Source organism: Kitasatospora sp. NPDC023118 (assembly GCF_055560875.1).
Window position 1 is genome coordinate 363591 of the sequence record NZ_JBVHHW010000003.1, and the last position, 20690, is coordinate 384280.

Here is a 20690-nt window from a genome sequence, read left to right on the forward strand (position 1 = left end):
TTCCGCTCAAGTTTTCATCGGGCCCGGGTTTCCCCCGGCTCGACCTTTCGCCGGGGTCGGGTTCCCCGGGGTCAGGTTCCCCGGGCTCAGGTTCCCCGGGCTCAGGTTCCCCGGGCTCAGGTTCCCCGGGCTCAACTCCTCCTCTTGGCGGTCCGGCCGTTCGTCCGCCGGGTCAGCCCCAGCAGCTCCCGGGCCGGTCCGCTCGGCCGGTGCCCGGCCGGCCACACCGCGCGCAGCGGCCGCCGCAGGTCCAGCTCCTCCGCCAGCGGCACCTCGACCAGCCGCCGGGTGGCCAGTTCCTCCACCACCGCCAGCTCGCTCAGGCAGACCGGCCCCGCCCCGGTCATCGCCGCCGCCTTCAGCGCGGTGGACGAGGCCAGCTCCAGCCGGGGCCGCGTCGCGCCCCCGTACGGTGTCAGCGCCATCTCCAGCACCTCCCGGGTGCCCGAGCCGGGCTCCCGGAGCACCAGCGGGGTGGCCGCCAGCTCGGTCCCGGTCAGCGGGGTGCGCCGACGCGCCCACGGGTGGCCGGGCGCCACCACGACCACCAGCCGGTCCGCCGCCACCACCGCGCCGGCCAGCCCGGGCGGGGTGGACGGGCCCTCGACGAAGCCGAGGTCGGCCTCCCGGGCCAGCACGTGCCCGGCGACCTCCGCCGAGTTCGCCGTCCGCAGCGTCACCGCCGTCCCCGGGCTGGCTTCGGAGAGCGCCAGCAGCCAGCCCGGCATCAGGTACTCGGCGACGGTCAGGCTGGCCACTACCCGCAGCTTGGCGTCCCGGCGTTCGCGCAGCGCGTCGATCCCGGCGTCCAGCGCCTGGGCCGCCTCCACCACCTGTCGGGCCCACTCGACCACCAGCCGGCCCGCCTCGGTGGGCCGGCTGCCCCGGGGCGAGCGCTCCAGCAGCGGGACGCCGATCTGCCGTTCCATGCCCTTGATCCGGGCGCTGGCGGTCGGCTGGCTGACGCCCAGCTCGGCTGCGGCCCGGCCGACGCTGCCCAGCCGGGCCACCGCGAGCAGCAGTTCCAGGGCGCCCAGTTCGGGGACGTGCGGGGAGAGAGCCATAGGTTCAGGCTATGTCCTCATAGGATCCGTGGCGCTACCGGCGGCCGGGCCGCCGGGCCAGGGTAGAACCATGTCCACCCTGGCCGATGTCCGCCCGCTCACCCGTCCCGCCCTCCGCACCCGGCTCCCCCGGTTCGACCTCGCCCAGCTCGGCCCCAACTGGTACGCCGCCGTGATGGGCACCGCGATCATCGCCAACGGCGCCGCCGCCCTGCCGGTCCGGGTGCCCGGGCTGATCGGCTTCGGCGAGGTGATGTGGGCGCTCGGACTGGCCGCCCTGCTGGTGCTGGCCGGGGCCCGGCTGGTCCACCTCACCCGGCACCGCGAGGCGGCCCGCGCCCAGCTGCTGGACAACCCGGCCACCGCGGTCTTCTACGGCTGCCCGCCGATGGCGCTGCTGGCGGTCGGGCTCGGCACCCTGCTGCTCGGCTCCCGGGTCATCGGCACCGGCCCGGCGGTCGCCCTGGACGCCGTGCTGTGGGGCGTCGGCACCCTGTACGCGCTGACCGTCGCCGCCGGCATCCCGTACCTGATGATCACCCGGCACCCGGTGTCCGCGCTGGAGGCCAACCCGACCTGGCTGCTGCCGGTGGTCGCCCCGCTGGTCGCCTCCGCCTGCGGCCCGGCCCTCGTCCCGCACCTGCCCGCCGGACTGCCCCAGCAGGCCCTGCTGTACGGCTGCTGGGCGCTGTTCGGGGTCGGCCTGCTGGCCACCCTGGTGCTGCTGCCGGTGGTGTTCACCGGGCTGTTCCACAGCAAGCCGCCCGCCCTGACGCTCACCCCCGCGCTGTTCCTGGTGCTCGGCCCGCTCGGCCAGTCCGTCACCGCGATCCACCAGTTCGCCGACGCCGCCCGCACGGTGCTGCCCTCCCTGGCGCCCGTCATGCTGCCGCTGGCCGAGCTGTACGGCACCGCGGTGATCGGCGTCGCGATGCTCTGGCTGGCCGTCGCGCTCACCGCCAACCTGCGGGCCCGCCGGGCCGGGATGCCGTTCGCGATGACCTGGTGGGCCTACACCTTCCCGATCGGCACCTGTGTCACCGGCGCCGCCGCGCTCGCCCGGCACACCGGCTTCGGCGGCTTCACCGCGCTGGCCGCCGGGCTCTACCTGCTGCTGGTCGTCGCCTGGGTGCTGGCGGCGGGGGGCACCGCCGCGGGGCTGGTGCGCGGGCGACTGCTGGCGCGCTGACCCGGCCGGACGCCCGGTCGGAGGAACGGCCCCAGCTCAGGAGCACGCCGCCCTTCTCAGGAGCACGCCGCCCTTGCAGGAACGCGCACCTTCAGGCTGACCGTGCACAGCCAACCGGCCGTCGCCGCCCGTACCCCACGCTGGCCTCGGGCTTTACCGGAATCCCGCCCGCCGCCCACGGCACCGCTCCGGCGCCGGGATGCAGGTAACTGCAAATGCGCGAACCTGCACTCGGGCGGCACTTGTCCACCGGGCGTCACGCTGTGAGGGTGGAGGCACGCCAAGGTCGCCGGGCAACCGCAGCCCGATGGTGGCGACTTGCTCTTCAGGTCTGACCGCGTGTGCGACGTTCCGCACGCGTGGAACGGGGGGGAAGAGCGCCGGCCGGGGTCCATGTGTGGTGATGGGCTCCGGATCCGGATCCGTCGTAGCGTCGCTGCTCCGCCTCGACGGAAGCGCCCGGGCATTGGCGTGCTGACGGCGGCCCCCGGGCACCCGGTGTGCGACGGCGCCCGGACCCGGGGGCCCGCCGTCCGACCGGTACCGTGAGCACACCCGGCATCCGGTACCGCGCACCCGCGACTCGCGCGTACGGGCAGGGGCAACACCAGGGGAGAGGCGTCCGGCAGGGAGAGTGTGACGTGACGGCGGAACCGGCGGTCACGCCGCACCACGCGGCACCCGTGGGCGGGGGACCCGACGAGGCGGCCCGAAAGCTCTACCTGGCGATCATCGCCGAAGGCGGCCGCATTCCCTGCGCCGACATCGGGGACACCGACCGCGACGCGCTCCGGCAACTCCTCGACATCGGCCTGCTGATGGCCAACCGGATGGATCGCTGCTACACCGCCGTCAGCCCGCGCTCGGTCAGCGACCGCCTCGGCGCCGAACTCCGCAGCGAGGCGACCCGCCTGCTGGTCCGCGCGGAGAACCTCCCGGGTGCCCTGGACACCCTCACCCGCGCCTACGACACGATGCCCCGCCCGTCCGGCCGCTCCGGCGGCGCGGTCTACGTCGAGGGCCACGTGCACATCCGTCAGCGGATCTCCCAACTGGTCTCCGACTGCCGCTCCGAGGTGCTGACCGCCCAGCCCGGCCACCGACCGGCCGACACCCTCCAGATCGCCCTCGCCCAGGACGTCCAACTCCTCCAGCGCGGCTGCTCGCTGCGCACCATCTACCAGCCGGTCGCGTTCGCCGACCCGCCCGCGCTCGCCTACGCCGAGGAGGTCACCCGGTACGGCTCGCAGATCCGGGTCCTCGACGAGGCCTTCCAGCGGATGATCGTCTTCGACCGCAGCGTCGCCGTCATCGCCGCCAACGACGACAACAGCACCGCCGCCTTCATCAGCGACCCGGCCGCCCTCACCTTCCTGATCGGCGCCTTTGAACGCGACTGGGCCCGCGCCGACACCACCGAGGCCGCCGGCTGCCTCGGCCAGAGCACCGCCCGCACCATCCCCGACCGGGTCGGCCGCCTGCTCGCCCGCGGCCTCACGCAGCGCGCCGTCGCCACCCGGCTGGGCCTGAGCGAGCGCACCGTCGCCGCCCACATCTCCCGACTGCGCGACCGCTACGGCGCCCAGACCCTCTTCCAGCTCGGGTGGCTGATGAGAGGCTCCCGCGATGACTGACGAGCCCGGCCCGGCCGAACGCGTCCTCCACCTCGCCGCCTCGACCTGGGCCTGCTGAAGCCGTACATCTCGGACGGGTCGCTCAGCGCGATCAACCCGCGCTCGGTCACCGCCCGCCTCGGCGTCGGCCTCCGGGCGGCGGGGACCCGCCTGTTGGTACAGGCCGAACAACTCCCGGACCTGTTGGGAGACTTGACCGCGGCCTACGACACCACTCCGCGGCGCCACGACTGCACCGGAGTCGTCCGGATCGTCGGGGGTGCCGGCTCGCTCGGGGGCTCACACAGCGGGCGATCGCCGGCCGCAGGGGGCTGAGCGAGTGGACCGTGGCCGGCCACATCGCCCGCCTGCGCGAACTGTACGACGCCGAGACGCTCTTCCGGCTCGGCTGGCAGATGAGGGGAGTCCGCGGTGCCTGAGCCGGTACTCGACCTGCCCGGGGCCGTTGTTCGCCGCGCAGCCCGGGCGGAGACAGCCGGGCTGCGCGGCGATCGGCGGAAGCAAGAGCCCGGAGGGGAGTCCGGGGGGTGCGCTCTGCTCAGCCGGTGGCGGCGCCGGTCGGCCAGTAGCCGGGGACGGAGGACTGCTGTCGGGGGACGTTGAACTGCTCGCCCGGCGCGGTCCAGAAGCCCTCGCGGAGGGAGAGCGCCATGCCGGCCCAGTCCAGGGCGGTCTCCACCGTGTGGTTGAGGGCCTCCTGCGACCAGGTGTCGTCGAAGACCAGCGGCAGGACGGGGGCGACCTGCTCGATGGTGGCGATCAGCGGGTTGTGGGTGATCGCCTCGTCGACGAGCAGGACGATCGGCTTCCGCAGGGCCGACGCCCAGCCCAGTTCCAGACTCACCCCGGCCGAGAGCGGCGCTCCGACGTAGGCGAAGACCAGGTCCGCGGACTGCAGGGCGCGGAAGTCGGACGGCACCCGGGGCTCGGGCGCGCGGCCGGCGACGGTCCAGGCGTCGCTGTGGTGCGCGCTGTACACGGCGGCGCCGCTGCGGAGCAGGGTGGTGCGGAGCGTCGTCAGCCGCGTCCGGCTGGCGAGGGTCACCACGCTGTCGGCCGGGCCGGTCAGCCGCATCAGCGGCGCGGCCAGGAACACACGTGCACGCCGACCCTCAGGGGCCTGGCTGTCGTGGTGACGCAGGTAGGGCTCAGTCATGTCGACTCCGGGGGAAGGCCGACCGGGTTTGGGATGCGGCGCCGGTGGGCGTTGAAAGTGGTTGCTGCTTCAAGTTGTCCGGTGCCCTGCTGTGGTTAGACTTTGACAGTACAGCAACAGTTTGGCCTGCCATTGCTGGACCATCGGGGGCGAACTGATCGTCTATCAGCGGTCACTGCCGAGTCCAGGTTTCGGCCCTGTCATCTGGATGCCTGGCAGGGAGATGACGCAGCCGTTCGAGGCCCGGGGCGTGACACCGCAACTCTGAGTGCGGCATCATATGGACTCCAGTGCTATTAGTGCGGCTCGCGGAGCTTACGGAAAGGGGCGGGCAGTTGTCCGGTATGTCCAGGATTATGCGTAAGGTCGCGTTCTCGGTCGCCATTGCGGCCACGGCCCTGGTCGGCGTCTGTGTCGTAGCGGGCGGTGCCGGGTCGCAGCCGGACCTGAAGGCGGACAGCGGCGCCCAAGCCCTTTCGACGGCTCAGCGTATTGCCGACGACATCAACTGGGGTTGATGGAAGCCTGCTCTGTCGGGCCGGATGTCGTCTTTGCGTGACCCTGACCGGGGCTTGACCTCGGGGTGGCTCATTCCGGTCTGTGTTGGGAGGAGCGGCCCAGCATGTAGCCGAGCTGGAAGAGGGAGTCGACGTTGTATTCCTCTCTCATCTCAGCTATGTGGCGCGCGAGAGTGCGTTCGCTGATCCCCAGTCGACGTGCGATGACGCGGTGATTGGTGCCCGACAGCAGTAGGTCGACAATTGTCTGTCGCAGTCTCGGGATGACTTCCTGGGGGATGGCAGTGTCGCCGTCGAACTCCAGAGCTCGACTCCAGTTGCGTTCGAAAACCTCCTCGACAAGGAAATTTATAACGCCTGGGTCGTGGATGAAGGCCGCTATGTCGTCGCCCTTCACCGGAATTATCGCGAGGCGCTTGTCGAGAATGATGAGCCGAGCGTACGGTTCGTCCAGGGTGCGAAACTGATAACCTTCCTTGGTCAGCCTGGAAACGTATTCGCGAGTAGGCTGATGGTGGCGCGTGCTTGCATTGTAAATGCTGCGCATCGTCGCACCCTGTTGCAGGCTCTTGAGGTCGCGCTCCATCCCTGCGGCGAGCAGTTCAGGAGGCCGCGGTCCCCCGGGCTGCATGGCCAGGCCCTCAGTTATCCCGGCCGCTGAGATCTGCTGGAGGCGCTGGTTGATGTGTGCCTTGCCTCGAACATATTCAATTGGTCCGCCTTCCTGATCCGGACTGTGAAAGGCTTCGGCCAGCTCGCTGAGGTCGGCGGGCAATGTAACGGCACGTGACAGCAGGTCGAGGGCCTGGTGCTGCCACGCGGTGCTCAGCCTGAATGACAGGCGGGCCGGATCGACTGCGATGAACAGGTCTGGGTCGCCGCCGTCGGGGACCAGGAGGCCTAGATCGAGAAGCTCGCGAAGGGCATCGCATTCTGCCGATTTCGCTTTCTCTGTCGTGCCGCCATTGTGGACAGTCTTGAGATACAGCGCTCGGGCATCGGGAGACAGTATTCGTGATCCGCCGGTCGGGAGACCTGGCTTTTCTCGTCCACTCACCTTCGACTCCCTGTCATCGACCGAGCAAGTAGTCATCGCTGTTGTCAGTTTTAACCGGAACCATCAATTGAGCTGCGCTGGCCGGCTATAGCCGACCATGACGCGCTTCGGTCCAGCACTCTCTCACATATCCGTCAGCCGCCGGCACCCCCCGAACAGGAGGGAGCCGGCGGCTGACGAGGTGAGCTGTGCCCCGGGTCAGCGCTTGGGGCGCCAGACGACGAGGGCGCTGGACTGGGGGGTGGGGGGCTGGTACGGGACGAGGTCGCGGCGGTAGGAGGCGTGGACGGCGGCCTCGCGCTGCTGGAAGGCGGTGGCGGCGCCTTCGAGCGAGTCGACCAGCTCGGTGATGCGGGCCTGGAGGGCGGTGACCTGGTTCTCCAGCTCGATGATCCGCTTGATGCCGGCCAGGTTGATGCCCTCGTCCTGGGAGAGCCGCTGGACCTCCCGCAGCTGCTGGATGTCGCGGGCGGAGTAGCGGCGGCCGCGGCCGGCGGTGCGGTCGGGGCAGACCAGACCGAGGCGGTCGTACTGGCGCAGGGTCTGCGGGTGCAGGCCGGACAGCTCGGCGGCGACCGAGATGACGTACACCGGGGTTTCCTCGGTGAGCACGTACTGCGGCGGGGCCGCGGCGGTGCGCCGGGTGCGGCGGTGGCCGTCACCGGGAAGGCCCTCGCCGAGGCCGGGGCCGATCGGGCTGTCGGGGGTCATCGGGTTCGGGGTCATCTGGTCGTCACGCTCCCTTCGCCGCCCGGAAGAGGGCGGCTCGTGGGTCGTCGGAGGCGGTGGCCTCGCGGTACTGCTCCAGGGCGTTCAGCGCGTCGCCGTCGACGTGCTGAGGCACCACGACCTCGACGGTGACGAGGAGGTCGCCGCGGGTGCCGTCCTTGCGGGTGGCGCCCTTGCCGCGGGCGCGCATGGTGAGACCGTTGGCGCTGCCCGGGGGCAGCTTGAGCTTGACGGCGGGGCCGCCGAGCGTGGGCACCTCGATGGTGGCGCCGAGGGCCGCCTCGGGGAAGGTGACCGGGACGGTGACGGTCAGGTTGTCGCCCTTGCGGCCGAACACCGGGTGCGGGTCGACGTGGACGGTGACGTAGAGATCGCCGGGCTGGCCGCCGCGCTCGCCCTGGGCGCCCTTGCCCTTGAGCCGGATCCGCTGGTCGGCCTGGACGCCGGCCGGGATGCGGACCTGCATGGTGCGGGCCGAGCTGGCCCGGCCGCTGCCGTGGCAGTCGGTGCACGGGTCGTCGACGATCATGCCCCGGCCGCGGCAGTCCTTGCACGGCTCGGAGAGCGCGAAGGCGCCCTGGCCGCGGCTGACGGTGCCGGCGCCGACGCAGGTCGGGCAGACCCGCGGGGTGGTGCCGGACTTGGCGCCGGTGCCGTTGCAGACGCGGCAGGGGGCCTGGCTGGTCATCCGCAGCGGGACGGTCGCGCCGTCCACCGCCTCCTCGAAGGAGAGCGTCACCTCGGTCTCGACGTCGGCGCCGCGCCGGGGCTGGGCCTGCCGGGTGCCGCCGCGGTTGAACAGGCCGCCGAAGACGTCGCCGAGCCCGCCACCGCCGCCGCCCTGGTTGCCGCTGAAGAGGTCGCCGAAGTCGAAGCCGTAGCTGCCGGTGCCGGGGCCGCCGGTGCGGAAGCCGCCGTTGGCGAAGAGGCTGCGGGCCTCGTCGTACTCCTTGCGGCGCTTCTCGTCGGAGAGGACGTCGTACGCCTCGGAGATGTCCTTGAAGCGCTCCTCGGCCCTGGCGTCGCCCTTGTTCGCGTCCGGGTGGAACTCGCGCGCCAGCTTGCGGTAGGTCTTCTTGATCTCGGTGGCGGTGGCGTCCTTGGGCACGCCGAGGACCTTGTAGTAGTCCTTCTCGACAAAGTCCTTGCCGCTCATGCGCCCACCTCGCTTCGCTCGGCAGCCGATTCGCGGCACGCGCACCTCTTGACGGTTCGCTCGCTGCGCTCGCTCACGGCCTCCGCCACCTCCCGATGTCCATCGTCACTGCGCTGTCAACAGCAACTGGCAGAAGAGCCGTTGACAGCGCGCTGCGGAGCCGGCCGCCGTGTTGGCCGGCGTACGACTCCGCAGCGCACTGGTTGTCAGCTGTCACAGGTTGTCAGCTGTCCGAGCCGCCGTCGGACGTGTCCGCGTCGGCGGACTTCGCCTCGGCGTCCGGGGCGGACGTCGTCTGGGTGCCCGGCTGGGGCTCCGCCACGGCGACCATCGCCGGGCGGATGATCCGCTCGCCGATGCGGTAGCCGGGCTGGAGGATCTGCACGCAGGTGTCCTCGGTGACGTCCGAGGAGTAGCTGTGCATCAGCGCCTCGTGCTGGGTCGGGTCGAAGGGCTCGCCCTCCTTGCCGAACTGCTGGAGGCCCAGCTTGGCGACGACCGTCTCCAGGGACTCGGCGACGGACTTGAAGCCGCCCGTCACCTCGCCGTGCTCGCGGGCGCGGCCGATGTCGTCCAGGACCGGGATCAGGGACTCCAGGATGTTGGAGACCGCGATCTCGCGGACGGTCAGCCGGTCGCGCTCGACCCGCTTGCGGTAGTTCTGGTACTCGGCCTGCAGTCGCTGCAGGTCCGCAGTGCGCTCGGCCAGCTCGCGCTTGGCCGTGGCGAGGTCCTCGGAGTCCTCGCCGGAACCCGCCGCCGCGGCCTCCTCGGCAGCCTTGATCACGGCCTCCTCGGCGGCGGAGTCGTCGTCGGGCTTGCCGTCCTGCGGCTTGTCCGTCATGCCGCCGCACCGCCCTTGGGCTTCTCGTCGTCCACGATCTCGGCGTCGACGACGTCGTCCTCCTTGGCGTGGGTGGACTCACCGGCCGCGGCCGCACCGGCACCGGCGGCGTCGGCGTACAGCGCCTGGCCGAGCTTCTGGGCGGTGGTGGAGACCTTCTCCGAGGCCTCGCGGATCTTCGTGATGTCCTCGCCCTTCAGGGCCTCCTTGAGCTCGCCGATGGCGGTCTCGACCTCGGTCTTGACGTCGGCCGGGAGCTTCTCGGCGTTGTCGGCGATGAACTTCTCGGTCGAGTAGACGAGCTGCTCGGCGGAGTTGCGGGTCTCGACGGCCTCGCGGCGCTTGTGGTCGTCCTCGGCGTACTGCTCGGCCTCGCGGCGCATGCGGTCGACCTCGTCCTTCGGCAGCGAGGAGCCGCCGGTGACGGTCATCTTCTGCTCCTTGCCGGTGCCGAGGTCCTTGGCCGCGACGTGCATGATGCCGTTGGCGTCGATGTCGAAGGTGACCTCGATCTGCGGCAGGCCGCGCGGCGCCGGCGGCAGGCCGGTCAGCTCGAACATGCCGAGCTTCTTGTTGTACGCGGCGATCTCGCGCTCGCCCTGGTAGACCTGGATCTGTACGGACGGCTGGTTGTCCTCGGCCGTGGTGAAGATCTCGGAGCGCTTGGTCGGGATCGTGGTGTTGCGCTCGATCAGCTTGGTCATGATGCCGCCCTTGGTCTCGATGCCGAGGGACAGCGGGGTGACGTCCAGCAGCAGGACGTCCTTGACCTCACCCTTGAGGACGCCGGCCTGGAGCGAGGCGCCGATGGCGACGACCTCGTCCGGGTTGACGCCCTTGTTGGCGTCCTTGCCGCCGGTCAGCTCGCGGACGAGCTCGGCGACGGCCGGCATGCGGGTCGAGCCACCGACCAGGACGACGTGGTCGATCTCGGAGAGCGAGATGCCGGCGTCCTTGATCACGTTGTGGAACGGGACCTTGCAGCGCTCCAGCAGGTCCGAGGTCAGCTGCTGGAACTGGGCCCGGGTGAGCTTCTCGTCCAGGTGCAGCGGGCCCTCGGCGGAGGCCGTGATGTACGGCAGGTTGATCGAGGTCTCGGAGGACGAGGACAGCTCGATCTTGGCCTTCTCGGCGGCCTCGCGCAGACGCTGCAGGGCCATCTTGTCCTTGGACAGGTCGACGCCGTGGCCGGACTGGAAGACCTTGACCAGGTGGTCGACGACGCGCTGGTCCCAGTCGTCACCACCGAGGTGGTTGTCACCGTTGGTGGCCTTCACCTCGACGACCCCGTCGCCGATCTCCAGCAGGGAGACGTCGAAGGTGCCACCGCCGAGGTCGAAGACCAGGATGGTCTGGTCGTCCTTGTCCAGGCCGTACGCGAGGGCGGCCGCGGTCGGCTCGTTGACGATGCGCAGGACGTTCAGGCCCGCGATCTCGCCGGCCTCCTTGGTGGCCTGGCGCTCGGAGTCGTTGAAGTACGCCGGGACGGTGATGACGGCGTCGGTGACGGTCTCGCCCAGGTACGCCTCGGCGTCGCGCTTCAGCTTCTGCAGCACGAAGGCCGAGATCTGCTGCGGCGTGAAGTCCTTGCCGTCGATGTTGATCTTCCACCCGGTGCCCATGTGGCGCTTGACCGAGCGGATGGTGCGGTCGACGTTGGTCACCGCCTGGCGCTTGGCCACCTCGCCGACCAGGACCTCGCCGTTCTTCGCGAAGGCGACGACGGACGGCGTGGTCCGGGCGCCCTCGGCGTTCGTGATGACGGTGGGCTCGCCACCCTCGAGAACGCTGACGACCGAGTTCGTCGTGCCGAGGTCGATGCCGACCGCGCGTGCCATCGTAGATACCTCCACGGAAGAGTTGAGCTTTACGGGCTCAAGGATGCATGACTCGGCGGGGAGCGTCAACAGCCATGAGTGCGATCCGCTCAACTTTGCTGAGCCGTCGATCGGGTCGGACACCGACGACCGGGTTCACCGGGTTCACCGGGTCCGCCGGACCCCGCCCGGGCGCGATCGGGCGCGATCGGGTGCGTCGGGTGGGAGTCACGTGACTGCCGCCATAGCTTGGGAACCTTCTGGAGAACTGTTGACGACCGGTAATGTCCGGGCCGTCGGCCCGGCAAGTTACCGACCAGTACAATCACTTTAGAGAACAAGCAGACCCGCAGAACCGCAGAGACTGCTCAACCGCAAGCCGCAGGAGACGGAGAGCCGATGCAGCTAGCAGCGATCGTCATCTCGCTGGTCACATTCGTGATCGGCACCGCGCTCGCCCTTCGTGCGGCGTGGCACATCTTCAGGGTGGTGCTGGCCGGCTCGCCGGACTCCACCCGCTTCGGAAAGCCCGTCCAGCGCGTGAAGACCGTGGCGGTCGAGTTCATCGGCCACACCCGGATGAACCGCTGGGGGATCGTCGGCATCGCCCACTGGTTCGTCGCGGTCGGCTTCTTCAGCCTGGTGCTGACCATCGTCAACGCGATGGGCCAGCTGTTCGACGCCGAGTGGGAACTGCCGATCATCGGCGACTGGATGATCTGGCAGCTCTTCGTCGAGCTCGTCGGCACCCTGACCACGCTGGGCATCGCGACCCTGATGGTGATCCGGCTGATGAGCCTGCCGTCCAGGTCGGGCCGCAAGTCCCGGTTCGCCGGCTCGATCGCCTGGCAGGCCTTCTACGTCGAGTACACGATCCTCGGCATCGGCATCTGCATCCTGATGCTCCGCGCGCTGGAGGGCGCCCTGGCCGGCGTCGACTCGTACGGCCCGGAGCACCTGGTCTCGTACCCGATCGTCTCCGCGCTCAGCGGGCTGTCGCACGGCACCCTGGAGAACCTGGTCTACCTGTTCGCGACGCTGAAGATCTGCATCTCGTTCGCGTGGGCCATCACTATCGGCCTCAACCCCTCGATGGGCGTGGCCTGGCACCGCTTCCTCGGCTTCTTCAACATCTACTTCAAGCGCGAGGAGGACGGCGGCACCGCGCTCGGTGCGCTCCGTCCGATGACCAGCAAGGGCCAGCCGATCGACTTCGAGGACCCGGCCGAGGACGCCGTCTTCGGCGTCTCCCAGGTCGAGCACTTCTCCTGGAAGGGCATCCTCGACTTCTCCACCTGCACCGAGTGCGGCCGCTGCCAGTCGCAGTGCCCCGCCTGGAACACCGGCAAGCCGCTCTCGCCGAAGCTGCTGATCATGAGCCTGCGCGAGCACGCCTACGGCAAGGCGCCGTACCTGCTGGCCGGCGGCGGCAAGGACATGGAAGGCACCGAGCAGGCCACCGCGGAGCAGCTCAAGGACGTCCCGGCGAGCGCCATGGCCGAGGCCGAGCGCCCGCTGATCGGCACCGCCGAGGAGAACGGCGTCATCGACCCGGACGTGCTGTGGTCCTGCACCACCTGCGGTGCCTGCGTCGAGCAGTGCCCGGTGGACATCGAGCACATCGACCACATCGTCGACATGCGCCGCTACCAGGTGATGATCGAGAGCAACTTCCCGACCGAGGCCGGGACGATGCTCAAGAACCTGGAGAACAAGGGCAACCCGTGGGGCATGGCCACCAAGGCCCGCCTGGACTGGGTCAAGGAGCTCAAGAAGGAGACCGGCATCGAGGTGCCGGTGATCGGCGAGGACATCGACCCGGCCGAGGTCGAGTACCTCTACTGGGTCGGCTGCGCCGGCGCCCTGGAGGACCGCGCCAAGAAGACCACCAAGGCCTTCGCCGAGCTGCTGCACACCGCGGGCGTGAAGTTCGCGATCCTCGGCAAGGAGGAGACCTGCACCGGTGACTCCCCGCGCCGCCTGGGCAACGAGTTCCTGTTCCAGATGCTCGGCGCGCAGAACGTGGAGACGCTGAACGCCGCGCTGGAGGACGCCCCGACCAAGCGGATCGTGGCCACCTGCCCGCACTGCTTCAACACCATCGCCAACGAGTACCCGCAGCTCGGCGGGCACTTCGAGGTGATCCACCACACCCAGCTGCTGCAGCACCTGATCGACGAGGGCAAGCTCGTCCCGGTCAACCCGGTCGAGGGCCTGATCACCTACCACGACCCCTGCTACCTGGGCCGCCACAACAAGGTCTACAGCCCGCCGCGCGAGATCATGGACAAGGTCCCCGGTCTGCGCCAGCAGGAGATGCACCGCCACAAGGAGCGAGGCTTCTGCTGTGGCGCCGGTGGTGCCCGGATGTGGATGGAGGAGCGCATCGGCAAGCGGATCAACACCGAGCGCGTGGACGAGGCGCTGTCGCTCAACCCGGACATCGTCTCCACCGCCTGCCCGTTCTGCCTGGTGATGCTCTCCGACTCGGTCAACGGCAAGAAGAACGAGGGCGCGGCCAAGGAGCACCTGAAGGTGGTCGACGTGGCCCAGCTGCTGCTCGACTCGGTGAAGGCGACCCCGCCGGCCGAGGCCGAGGAGCCCGCGACGGTGGACGCGTAGCGACTGCTGTTCGACAGTTCTGCTACAACTGCCCGGCTCGGTGGACGCCGCCAACGCGCCCGCCGGGCCGGGCTTTCGGCGCCCCCGGCCGAGGCCCCGGGGCCGGGCGGCCGGGCGGAGAGTGACGCCGATCGCACGGCCGCCGGACGGGCATTCGGTCGGAAGGAAATACAGTAGGCGCCGGACCGGCCGCGAGGCCGGTCGGCCCGTTCCGGACGGGTCAGAAGACCGACGGAGGTATCGGCCCGCCGGGCCGGGCCGCAGAGACCACAAGGGGAACAGCGCAGACCATGACCGAGGCGATCATGCTCGTCGGTGGTAAGGGCACGCGACTGCGTCCGCTGACCACCCACACCCCCAAGCCGATGCTGCCCGTGGCGGGCGTCCCGTTCATCGCGCACCAGCTGGCCCGTGCCGCCGCAGCCGGGGTCACCCGCGTGGTGCTGGCCACCTCGTACCTGGCCGAGGTGTTCGAGGACCACTTCCAGGACGGCACCCCGTACGGCATCGAGCTGGTCTACCTGACCGAGCGCGAGCCGCTGGGCACCGGCGGGGCCATCCGCAACGCCGCCTCCGGGCTGACCTGCGGCCCGGACGATCCGGTCCTGATCTTCAACGGCGACATCCTCTCCGGGCTGGACATCGCCGCCCTGCGCGACGGCCACGTGGCCGCCGGGGCCGACGTCACCCTGCACCTCACCCGGGTCGAGGACCCGCGCGCCTTCGGCCTGGTCCCGACCGACGGGAACGGGCGGGTGCTGGAGTTCCTGGAGAAGCCGGAGACCCCGGAGCAGATCGTCACCGACCAGATCAACGCCGGCTGCTACGTCTTCACGCGTTCCGTCATCGACCGCATCCCGGCCGGCCGGGAGGTGTCCGTCGAGCGCGAGACCTTCCCCGAGCTGCTGGCCACCGGCGCGCTGCTGCGCGGTGTCGTCGACACCTCGTACTGGCTGGACCTCGGCACCCCGGCCGCGTTCGTCCGCGGCTCGGCCGACCTGGTGCTCGGCAAGGTCGACTCCCCGGCCGTCCCCGGCCCGACCGGCGACGCCCTGCTGCTGCCCGGCGCCACCGTCCACCCGGGCGCGGTGCTCAGCGGCGGCACCGTGGTCTCCGAGGACGCGGTGGTCGAGGCCGGTGCGATCGTCGAGGGCAGCGTCATCCTGCCCGGCGCGGTGATCGGCCCGGACACCCTGGTCAAGGACTCGATCGTGGGCGCCTTCGCCACCGTCGGCGACCGCTCGGCGCTGGACGGCGCGGTGATCGGCGACGGCGCGATCGTGGAGTCCGACAACGAGCTGCCCAGCGGCATCCGGGTCGCCTGCGGCACCCTGCTGCCGGTCGGCGCGGTGCGCATCTCGGCCGGCCCGGGCGGCTGCCCGGCCGGCACCACCGCGGCCGCCGCGGTGCACGGGCCGTCGGTCACCGCCCAGCGGTAGCGGCATCCCGGGGGGCTTTCGGACCCGTTCGTCTCAGGCTCGCTGCAAACCGGCCCCGGCTCCGTACGGGGCCGACGCGCGTTGGGCCGGACGGGTACCTTCGGAGCGTGGCTGGTAATCGATACGACAGCGGTCAGGGCGCCGACCGCCCGCACGGCGGATGGTCGGCCCCGCCACCGGCGGGGGCGCCCGGGGGGCACGGGCAGCCGGACGGGCCGGAGTACTTCACGGCCCCGCACCCGACGGCGGCCGGTGGTCCGGGTGGTCCCGCCGGCGGTTCCGGGGGTCCCGGGGGCACGGTCGGAGACGGGTACGACCCGTACGCGGCCGACCGGCCGGGCAGCACCCGCTCCTTCCCGGTCGGCGACCCGTACGGCCGGCAGCCGCCGTACGGTCACGAGCCCGGTCCGGGCCAGGACCGGGGCTGGTACGGCCAGGGCCCGGGCCCCGGCCACTACGACGGCGGCTACGGGCAGCAGTCGCCGTACGGCCAGGACCAGCACGCGCCGTACGGCCAGGAGCCGCAGCCGCCGTACGGCCAGGACAACGTCGCGGTCTACCGGGCCGGCGGCCAGTCCGCGCCGCACGTCGCCGGGCCCCGGCCGCAGTGGCGCGAGCTGTTCACCGGCCTCTTCCGCAGCCCGACCGCGATCTTCGACCGCACCCGCGACCACCAGGTCTGGCTGCCCGCCCTCACCGTCTCGCTGCTGTACGGCGCGCTCGCGGTGCTCGGCATCGGGCTGACCCACGACGACATCGTCAACTCGACCTTCTCCGTGGCGCTGACCGGCCTGCTCGCCGCCGCCGTCGGCTTCACCCTGGTCGGCGGGATCTTCGGCGCGGTCACCTACGCGCTGGCCCGCCAGCTCGGCGGCGACGGCCCGTGGAAGTCGACGGTCGGCCTGGCGGCGCTGATCGGCTGGCTGACCGACGCTCCCCGGCTGCTGCTGGACCTGGTGCTGCCCTCCGGCAGCGCGGTGGTCCAGGTCGTCGGCTGGGTCACCTGGATGTTCTGCGCGTACCTGCTGACCAGCATGGTCCGGCGGCTCCACGACCTGCCCTGGGGCAAGGCGGCGGCGGCTGCGGCGGTGCAGCTGGTCGCGCTGCTGGTGCTGATCAAGCTGCCGACCCTGGGCTGAGGGGCGGGAGGCACAATGGTGGGCGGGTCGGGCCGGTAGGCCCGGGCCCGCTCGACCTTGTTCGTCCACAGCCACCGGAGCCAGCCATGACCCTCCCCACCACCCACGTCAGCTTCCCGGCCGGGGCGGTGACCGGAGAGTCCCCGGTGCTCGCGGTGCACCCGCTGGCCGACGGCCGGTACGCCGTGGTGACCGGGGCGACCCCGTTTCACCCGCTCGACCACACCTGGCCCGACCAGCCGGCCGACCACGGCACCCTGACCGTCGACGGCGCCGAGCTGGCCGTGGTGGACTGCCTCACCGGCGCGGTCGGCCCGGACGGCGGCGCGCCGCTGGTCGGCGCCGAGATCCCGGTGAAGCGCGGGGACGAGGAGTGGTCCTGGCTGGTCCTGCACGTCCTCGACACCGACCCCGGCGACATCACGGGCCGCACCGCCGCCCTCGCCGTCGACGCCGGGCGCCGGGCCGCCCTGAGCGCCTCGCACAGCGGGTGCCACCTGCTCGCCCTCGCCCTGAACGCCGCGCTCGCCCCGCGCTGGCGCAAGGATCCGGGCCGCTCGGACGCCTTCGGCAACCCCGACTTCGACAGCCTCGCGATGGCGAGCTCGGTGATGGACACCGAGGCCAGCACCGACACCTACCGGCTCGGCAAGTCGCTGAAGAAGAAGGGCTTCACGGCGGACGCCACCGAGGAGTTCCCCGCCCTCGCCGACGCCCTGCCCGCCCTCACCGAGGCCGTCAACGCGCGGCTCGCGGCCTGGGTCGCGGCCGACGCCCCGGTCCGGATCGAGGTCCCCGGCCCCGAGCTCACCGCCCGCCGCCAGTGGCACTGCGAACTGCCCGAGGGCGGCGCGCAGATCTTCTGCGGCGGCACCCACCTGCACCACCTCGGCGAGCTCGCCGAACTGCGCACCGAGCTGCGGCTGTCCGAGGACGGCACCGAGCTGGTCGCGGTCACCAGCCCCAAGCGCGCCTGAGAACGCCGCGGGCGGCCACCCCTCGCGGTGAGGGGCGGCCGCCCGCCGTGCGTGCACTCTGCCGGGATCAGACCTCGGTGCGGTGGAAGTTCAGGAAGGAGCGGGACGGCGTCGGGCCGCGCTGGCCCTGGTAGCGCGAGCCGTAGCGCTCGGAACCGTACGGGTGCTCCGACGGCGAGGAGAGCCGGAACAGGCAGAGCTGCCCGATCTTCATCCCCGGGTACAGCTTGATCGGCAGCGTCGCGACGTTCGACAGCTCCAGCGTCACGTGGCCGCTGAAGCCGGGGTCGATGAAGCCGGCCGTGGAGTGGGTGAGCAGGCCCAGCCGGCCCAGGCTCGACTTGCCCTCCAGCCGGGAGGCCACGTCCTCGGGCAGCGTGATGACCTCGTACGTCGAGGCCAGCACGAACTCGCCCGGGTGCAGGATGAACGCCTCGTCGCCGTCCGGCTCGACCAGCCGGGTCAGGTCCGGCTGCTCCTCGGAGGGGTCGATGTGAGGGTACTTGTGGTTCTCGAACACGCGGAAGAAGCGGTCGAGGCGCACGTCGATACTCGACGGCTGGATCATCGCCGGGTCGAACGGGTCGATGCCGACCCGGCCCAGGTCGATTTCGGTCCGGATGTCCTTGTCAGAGAGCAGCACGGTTCGAGGTTACGTGCACGACGGGGCCCCGGACGAATCCGCCCGGGGCCCGTTACGTCCTTCCGACGGCCGTCAGGCCAGGAACTCCGCGGCCTCCGTCCGCATCGCCCGCGCCAGTTGCGCCGTCGACAGCTCCCGTACGTCGGCCAGCACCGAGCTCCTGAGCCGTCCGCACTGCGGACAGCGGATCAACCGCCCGGGCCCGAGCCGACCGGGACCGAGGTTCTGCATCGGGAACGTGGTGGTGCTGAACAGGTGCCCCTCGGCACAACGAACGACGGCGCGCTGCTCCATCGATCCCCTTCCCATCCCTAACCCAGTACTCACCCGTACTCATCGCGCCCCGGCGGCCAGGCCCCGGGACAGCGTCACATTAGGGGATGTTCCGGACATTCCACACCATGGCTCGCCGCCCCGACCCCACACCCACCGGAGCACTCACACGCGGCCCAAACAGTACGCCCCCGGCCCACCCCCACCCCGCTCCGCCACGGCCTCGGACCGGCCGTGCAACCACAGTCACGGATGGGGTACAGTGACACTGGATCGAGCGGTCTCTGACGGCTCATCAGGCGGGCGTAGTTTAATGGTAGAACATGAGCTTCCCAAGCTTAGAGCGCGAGTTCGATTCTCGTCGCCCGCTCCAGCAGTAAAGCCGCAGGTCAGCGACCTGCGGCTTTCGCATTGTCTGGACCAATTCGAACCGGCCGTGCCAGATCCGTGCCAGAAGGTCTCTGGCTGAGCAGTGCGGCGGTCGGTGAGCGGATGGTGCTTGAGTCCGACGCGCCGTGCGCGCGCCAATTTGAGGTGGGCCCGTCGCCTGGGTCGGTCAGCGCCGCCGCTCTGGTCGGGCGGCTTTGGGGCTGGATTCGTGATCCTTGGATATGTTTGACATCAAATATGTTCTGGGGCGGAGTTGGGTAACGCGGGCCTGGTGCACCAGGTGCGGATGCTGCGGGTGGGGGCCGGGGATCCGTCGGTGATGCTGGCGCAGTTCCGGCTCAGTGCCGTGCTGGTGCCGTTGTGGGGCGATGAGGCGGTGTGGACGGCGGACGAGGGGGGTCTGCGGTGGATCTTCGCGTTCTCGTCCGAGGAGGAGCTGGCGGCGTTCGTCCGGTCGAAGGAACTGCCGGTGGATGGGTTCCCCTACATGACGGTGCTGGGCAGTCGGTTGCTCGACGTCGCGGTGCCGGAGCTTGGTGTGCCCGGGGGGATCGCGCTGGACGTGGTGGGGAAGGAGCCGATGCTCTTTCCTCCGGTGCGGGGGATCGTGCCGGATGAGGTGGCTCTGGACGGGCCGGGAACGACGGGGGGTGTGGGCGTTGGGTGAGGGCTATCAGGCGGATCCCGAGGCGTTGAAGTTGGTGGCGGACGGCCTCAACGGGGTGATCGCCGAGTTGAAGTCGATCGGCATAGCCGGGATCGCGGAGGGCGGGCGCGGTTTCACCGAGCTGGAGCTGGGTGGGATGGAGGCCGGCGACTTCGAGCTGTCGACGACGTTCGGGGAGTTCTGCGAGCGCTGGAGCTGGGCGGTCAGGTCGCTGGTGGTGAAGGGCTCGGACATGGCGAGCAAGGTCGGCCTGGCGGCCGGCACGTACTACGAGCAGGAGCAGTACGCGAGCGGGCTGGCGAAGGACGTCGTTTCCGGCGTGTTCGGCAACCCGCACCTGACTGAGGAACAGGTCGAGCACGAGTCGTGGTCGCAGGTGTGGGCTGACAATCCGATCAACGACATTATGCATCCCGACTACTCCGGCAAGTCGTTCGACAAGGCTGGGGACGACATCAAGCAGCAGTGGCAGAAGGCGGCCCAGGACGCGGCCCGGAAACCCGGCCTGGTCAACATGACGCTGACCGCGACGGTCGGCCCCGTCCCGCCGGACCCGGAGAAGTGACGGCATGGGATTCCTCGACGACGCTGTGGACTTCGTCGACGATGCCGTCGACAGCGGGACGAAGTTCGTCGCCAAGGGTCTGCAGAAGGGCGGGCACCTGGCCGGGAAGGCACTCGACGCGGCCGGCCTGCACGGCGCCGGACAGACTGTCAGCGGCTGGGGCGACGATATCGCCGACGACGCCGGCCTCAAGGTCAAGGAACGCAACCTCGACCAGAGCGACGATCCGAAGGAACTGCTGCACGGCGACGCCAAACGGCTGAACGAGGTCGCCGGACACCTGCAGAAGTTCCACGACGCGTTCGACAAGGCCGGCCAGGGCCTGACCCGCCTGGACACCGGCCACTGGACCGGAGAGGCCGCCGACAACTTTCGCCGGGAGTTCGACCCCCAGCCCAAGCAGTGGCTGGCGGCGGCGGATTCCTTCGCGAAGGCCGGCACCGCCCTGTCCACCTACGCCCACACCGTCAGCTGGGCGCAGGACTAGGCCAAGGAGGCCGTCAGGATCTGGAAGGAGGCGCAGAAGAAGTCCGACGCTGCCGCGAAGTCCTTCATGAACGACGCGATGACCTACGACCTGCGGCTGAAGGCGTACAACGCGACGCCGGCCGACCAGCGGCAGGGCGACCCGCCGGCCAAGCCCGGCGAGTTCACACCCCCCGCGGACGCGGTCGCCCAGTTGAAGGAAGCCGAGGACAAGCTGGACGCCGCCCGCACCCAGCGCGACTCCGCCGCCCGCACGGCACTCGCGGCCGTCAAGGCGCTCGTGGAGTCCGCCCCGGCGATGCCGAGCCGCACGGAGATCCTCAAG

The 20690-nt window shown here is 70.7% G+C and carries 17 protein-coding genes, 1 tRNA gene and 2 pseudogenes; 11 read left to right on the forward strand and 9 right to left on the reverse strand.

Features of this window, described 5'->3' with window-relative positions; all coding sequences use genetic code 11:
* Positions 1–131: 131 nt before the first annotated feature.
* A complete protein-coding gene (locus ACZ3UD_RS06150) occupies positions 132–1064 on the reverse strand; it encodes a LysR family transcriptional regulator (RefSeq protein ID WP_465582764.1) in 933 nt (310 codons plus the stop codon).
* Between the two features lie 70 nt (positions 1065–1134).
* On the opposite strand from ACZ3UD_RS06150, the gene ACZ3UD_RS06155 reads away from it, so the two are divergent.
* Positions 1135–2253, forward strand: a complete 1119-nt coding sequence (locus tag ACZ3UD_RS06155; RefSeq protein WP_465582766.1) for a TDT family transporter — start codon at positions 1135–1137, stop codon at positions 2251–2253.
* A gap of 641 nt (positions 2254–2894) precedes the next feature.
* Entirely contained in the window at positions 2895–3887 is a 993-nt protein-coding gene (locus tag ACZ3UD_RS06160; RefSeq protein ID WP_465582768.1) for a LuxR C-terminal-related transcriptional regulator, read from the forward strand.
* A gap of 538 nt (positions 3888–4425) precedes the next feature.
* Here the strand turns inward: ACZ3UD_RS06160 and ACZ3UD_RS06165 are convergent.
* Positions 4426–5043, reverse strand: coding sequence for a hypothetical protein (locus tag ACZ3UD_RS06165; protein ID WP_355668839.1), 618 nt, complete (start codon positions 5041–5043; stop codon positions 4426–4428).
* Between the two features lie 356 nt (positions 5044–5399).
* On the opposite strand from ACZ3UD_RS06165, the gene ACZ3UD_RS06170 reads away from it, so the two are divergent.
* Complete coding sequence (locus ACZ3UD_RS06170; RefSeq protein WP_465582770.1) at positions 5400–5561, forward strand: hypothetical protein; 162 nt, start codon at positions 5400–5402, stop codon at positions 5559–5561.
* Between the two features lie 70 nt (positions 5562–5631).
* Here the strand turns inward: ACZ3UD_RS06170 and ACZ3UD_RS06175 are convergent, their stop codons facing one another.
* The 5 genes from ACZ3UD_RS06175 to dnaK all read right to left on the reverse strand — a co-directional run bounded on the left by ACZ3UD_RS06175 (position 5632) and on the right by dnaK (position 11185).
* A complete protein-coding gene (locus tag ACZ3UD_RS06175; RefSeq protein ID WP_465582772.1) occupies positions 5632–6618 on the reverse strand; it encodes a hypothetical protein in 987 nt (328 codons plus the stop codon).
* Between the two features lie 198 nt (positions 6619–6816).
* Positions 6817–7329 carry a heat shock protein transcriptional repressor HspR gene (locus ACZ3UD_RS06180; RefSeq protein WP_465582861.1) on the reverse strand — a complete coding sequence of 171 codons (513 nt, stop codon included), beginning with the start codon at positions 7327–7329 and terminating at the stop codon, positions 6817–6819.
* Positions 7330–7351: 22 nt separating this feature from the next.
* Entirely contained in the window at positions 7352–8503 is a 1152-nt protein-coding gene (gene dnaJ / locus ACZ3UD_RS06185; RefSeq protein WP_465582774.1) for a molecular chaperone DnaJ, read from the reverse strand.
* Between the two features lie 223 nt (positions 8504–8726).
* On the reverse strand, positions 8727–9347 hold the full coding sequence (gene grpE, locus ACZ3UD_RS06190; protein WP_465582776.1) for a nucleotide exchange factor GrpE: 621 nt from the start codon (positions 9345–9347) through the stop codon (positions 8727–8729).
* On the reverse strand, positions 9344–11185 hold the full coding sequence (gene dnaK, locus ACZ3UD_RS06195; RefSeq protein WP_465582779.1) for a molecular chaperone DnaK: 1842 nt from the start codon (positions 11183–11185) through the stop codon (positions 9344–9346). Before dnaK ends, grpE begins: the two co-directional genes overlap by 4 nt.
* A 378-nt stretch (positions 11186–11563) precedes the next feature.
* Here dnaK and ACZ3UD_RS06200 point away from each other — a divergent pair, with 378 nt between their 5' ends.
* From ACZ3UD_RS06200 to ACZ3UD_RS06215, 4 genes and pseudogenes are all read left to right on the forward strand, one after another.
* Positions 11564–13786: a (Fe-S)-binding protein gene (locus ACZ3UD_RS06200; RefSeq protein WP_465582781.1), complete on the forward strand. Its 2223-nt coding sequence runs from the start codon at positions 11564–11566 to the stop codon at positions 13784–13786.
* Positions 13787–14076: 290 nt separating this feature from the next.
* Positions 14077–15150 (forward strand): annotated as a pseudogene (gene manB / locus ACZ3UD_RS06205) (mannose-1-phosphate guanylyltransferase); the annotation flags it as partial.
* 182 nt (positions 15151–15332) lie between these two features.
* Positions 15333–16364: a Yip1 family protein gene (locus tag ACZ3UD_RS06210; RefSeq protein WP_465582783.1), complete on the forward strand. Its 1032-nt coding sequence runs from the start codon at positions 15333–15335 to the stop codon at positions 16362–16364.
* Between the two features lie 86 nt (positions 16365–16450).
* Complete coding sequence (locus ACZ3UD_RS06215) at positions 16451–17341, forward strand: alanyl-tRNA editing protein (RefSeq protein ID WP_465582786.1); 891 nt, start codon at positions 16451–16453, stop codon at positions 17339–17341.
* A 67-nt stretch (positions 17342–17408) separates the two neighbouring features.
* Here ACZ3UD_RS06215 and dcd read toward each other — a convergent pair whose 3' ends face one another.
* Together dcd and ACZ3UD_RS06225 are read right to left on the reverse strand one after the other, a co-directional pair.
* Positions 17409–17984: a dCTP deaminase gene (gene dcd / locus ACZ3UD_RS06220; RefSeq protein WP_465582788.1), complete on the reverse strand. Its 576-nt coding sequence runs from the start codon at positions 17982–17984 to the stop codon at positions 17409–17411.
* A 72-nt stretch (positions 17985–18056) separates the two neighbouring features.
* Positions 18057–18278 carry a hypothetical protein gene (locus tag ACZ3UD_RS06225; RefSeq protein ID WP_465582791.1) on the reverse strand — a complete coding sequence of 74 codons (222 nt, stop codon included), beginning with the start codon at positions 18276–18278 and terminating at the stop codon, positions 18057–18059.
* Positions 18279–18556: 278 nt separating this feature from the next.
* Here ACZ3UD_RS06225 and ACZ3UD_RS06230 point away from each other — a divergent pair.
* From ACZ3UD_RS06230 to ACZ3UD_RS06245, 4 genes and pseudogenes are all read left to right on the forward strand, one after another.
* Positions 18557–18630: transfer RNA gene (locus tag ACZ3UD_RS06230), tRNA-Gly, on the forward strand.
* A gap of 288 nt (positions 18631–18918) precedes the next feature.
* Positions 18919–19314, forward strand: a complete 396-nt coding sequence (locus ACZ3UD_RS06235; RefSeq protein ID WP_465582794.1) for a hypothetical protein — start codon at positions 18919–18921, stop codon at positions 19312–19314.
* A complete protein-coding gene (locus tag ACZ3UD_RS06240; protein WP_465582796.1) occupies positions 19307–19879 on the forward strand; it encodes a hypothetical protein in 573 nt (190 codons plus the stop codon). The genes ACZ3UD_RS06235 and ACZ3UD_RS06240 overlap by 8 nt, the downstream gene beginning before the upstream one ends.
* 4 nt (positions 19880–19883) lie before the next feature.
* Positions 19884–20657, forward strand: a pseudogene (locus ACZ3UD_RS06245) (putative T7SS-secreted protein); the annotation flags it as partial.
* Positions 20658–20690: the final 33 nt, after the last annotated feature.

Excerpts from the sequence above, each read along its gene's own strand:
- dnaK (WP_465582779.1), bottom strand. The coding sequence starts at position 11,185 with ATGGCACGCGCGGTCGGCATCGACCTCGGCACGACGAACTCGGTCGTC.
- ACZ3UD_RS06170 (WP_465582770.1), top strand. The coding sequence starts at position 5,400 with ATGCGTAAGGTCGCGTTCTCGGTCGCCATTGCGGCCACGGCCCTGGTC.
- ACZ3UD_RS06200 (WP_465582781.1), top strand. The coding sequence starts at position 11,564 with ATGCAGCTAGCAGCGATCGTCATCTCGCTGGTCACATTCGTGATCGGC.
- ACZ3UD_RS06150 (WP_465582764.1), bottom strand. The coding sequence starts at position 1,064 with ATGGCTCTCTCCCCGCACGTCCCCGAACTGGGCGCCCTGGAACTGCTG.
- ACZ3UD_RS06215 (WP_465582786.1), top strand. The coding sequence starts at position 16,451 with ATGACCCTCCCCACCACCCACGTCAGCTTCCCGGCCGGGGCGGTGACC.
- ACZ3UD_RS06165 (WP_355668839.1), bottom strand. The coding sequence starts at position 5,043 with ATGACTGAGCCCTACCTGCGTCACCACGACAGCCAGGCCCCTGAGGGT.
- ACZ3UD_RS06180 (WP_465582861.1), bottom strand. The coding sequence starts at position 7,329 with ATGACCCCCGACAGCCCGATCGGCCCCGGCCTCGGCGAGGGCCTTCCC.
- dnaJ (WP_465582774.1), bottom strand. The coding sequence starts at position 8,503 with ATGAGCGGCAAGGACTTTGTCGAGAAGGACTACTACAAGGTCCTCGGC.
- ACZ3UD_RS06225 (WP_465582791.1), bottom strand. The coding sequence starts at position 18,278 with ATGGAGCAGCGCGCCGTCGTTCGTTGTGCCGAGGGGCACCTGTTCAGC.
- ACZ3UD_RS06155 (WP_465582766.1), top strand. The coding sequence starts at position 1,135 with ATGTCCACCCTGGCCGATGTCCGCCCGCTCACCCGTCCCGCCCTCCGC.
- grpE (WP_465582776.1), bottom strand. The coding sequence starts at position 9,347 with ATGACGGACAAGCCGCAGGACGGCAAGCCCGACGACGACTCCGCCGCC.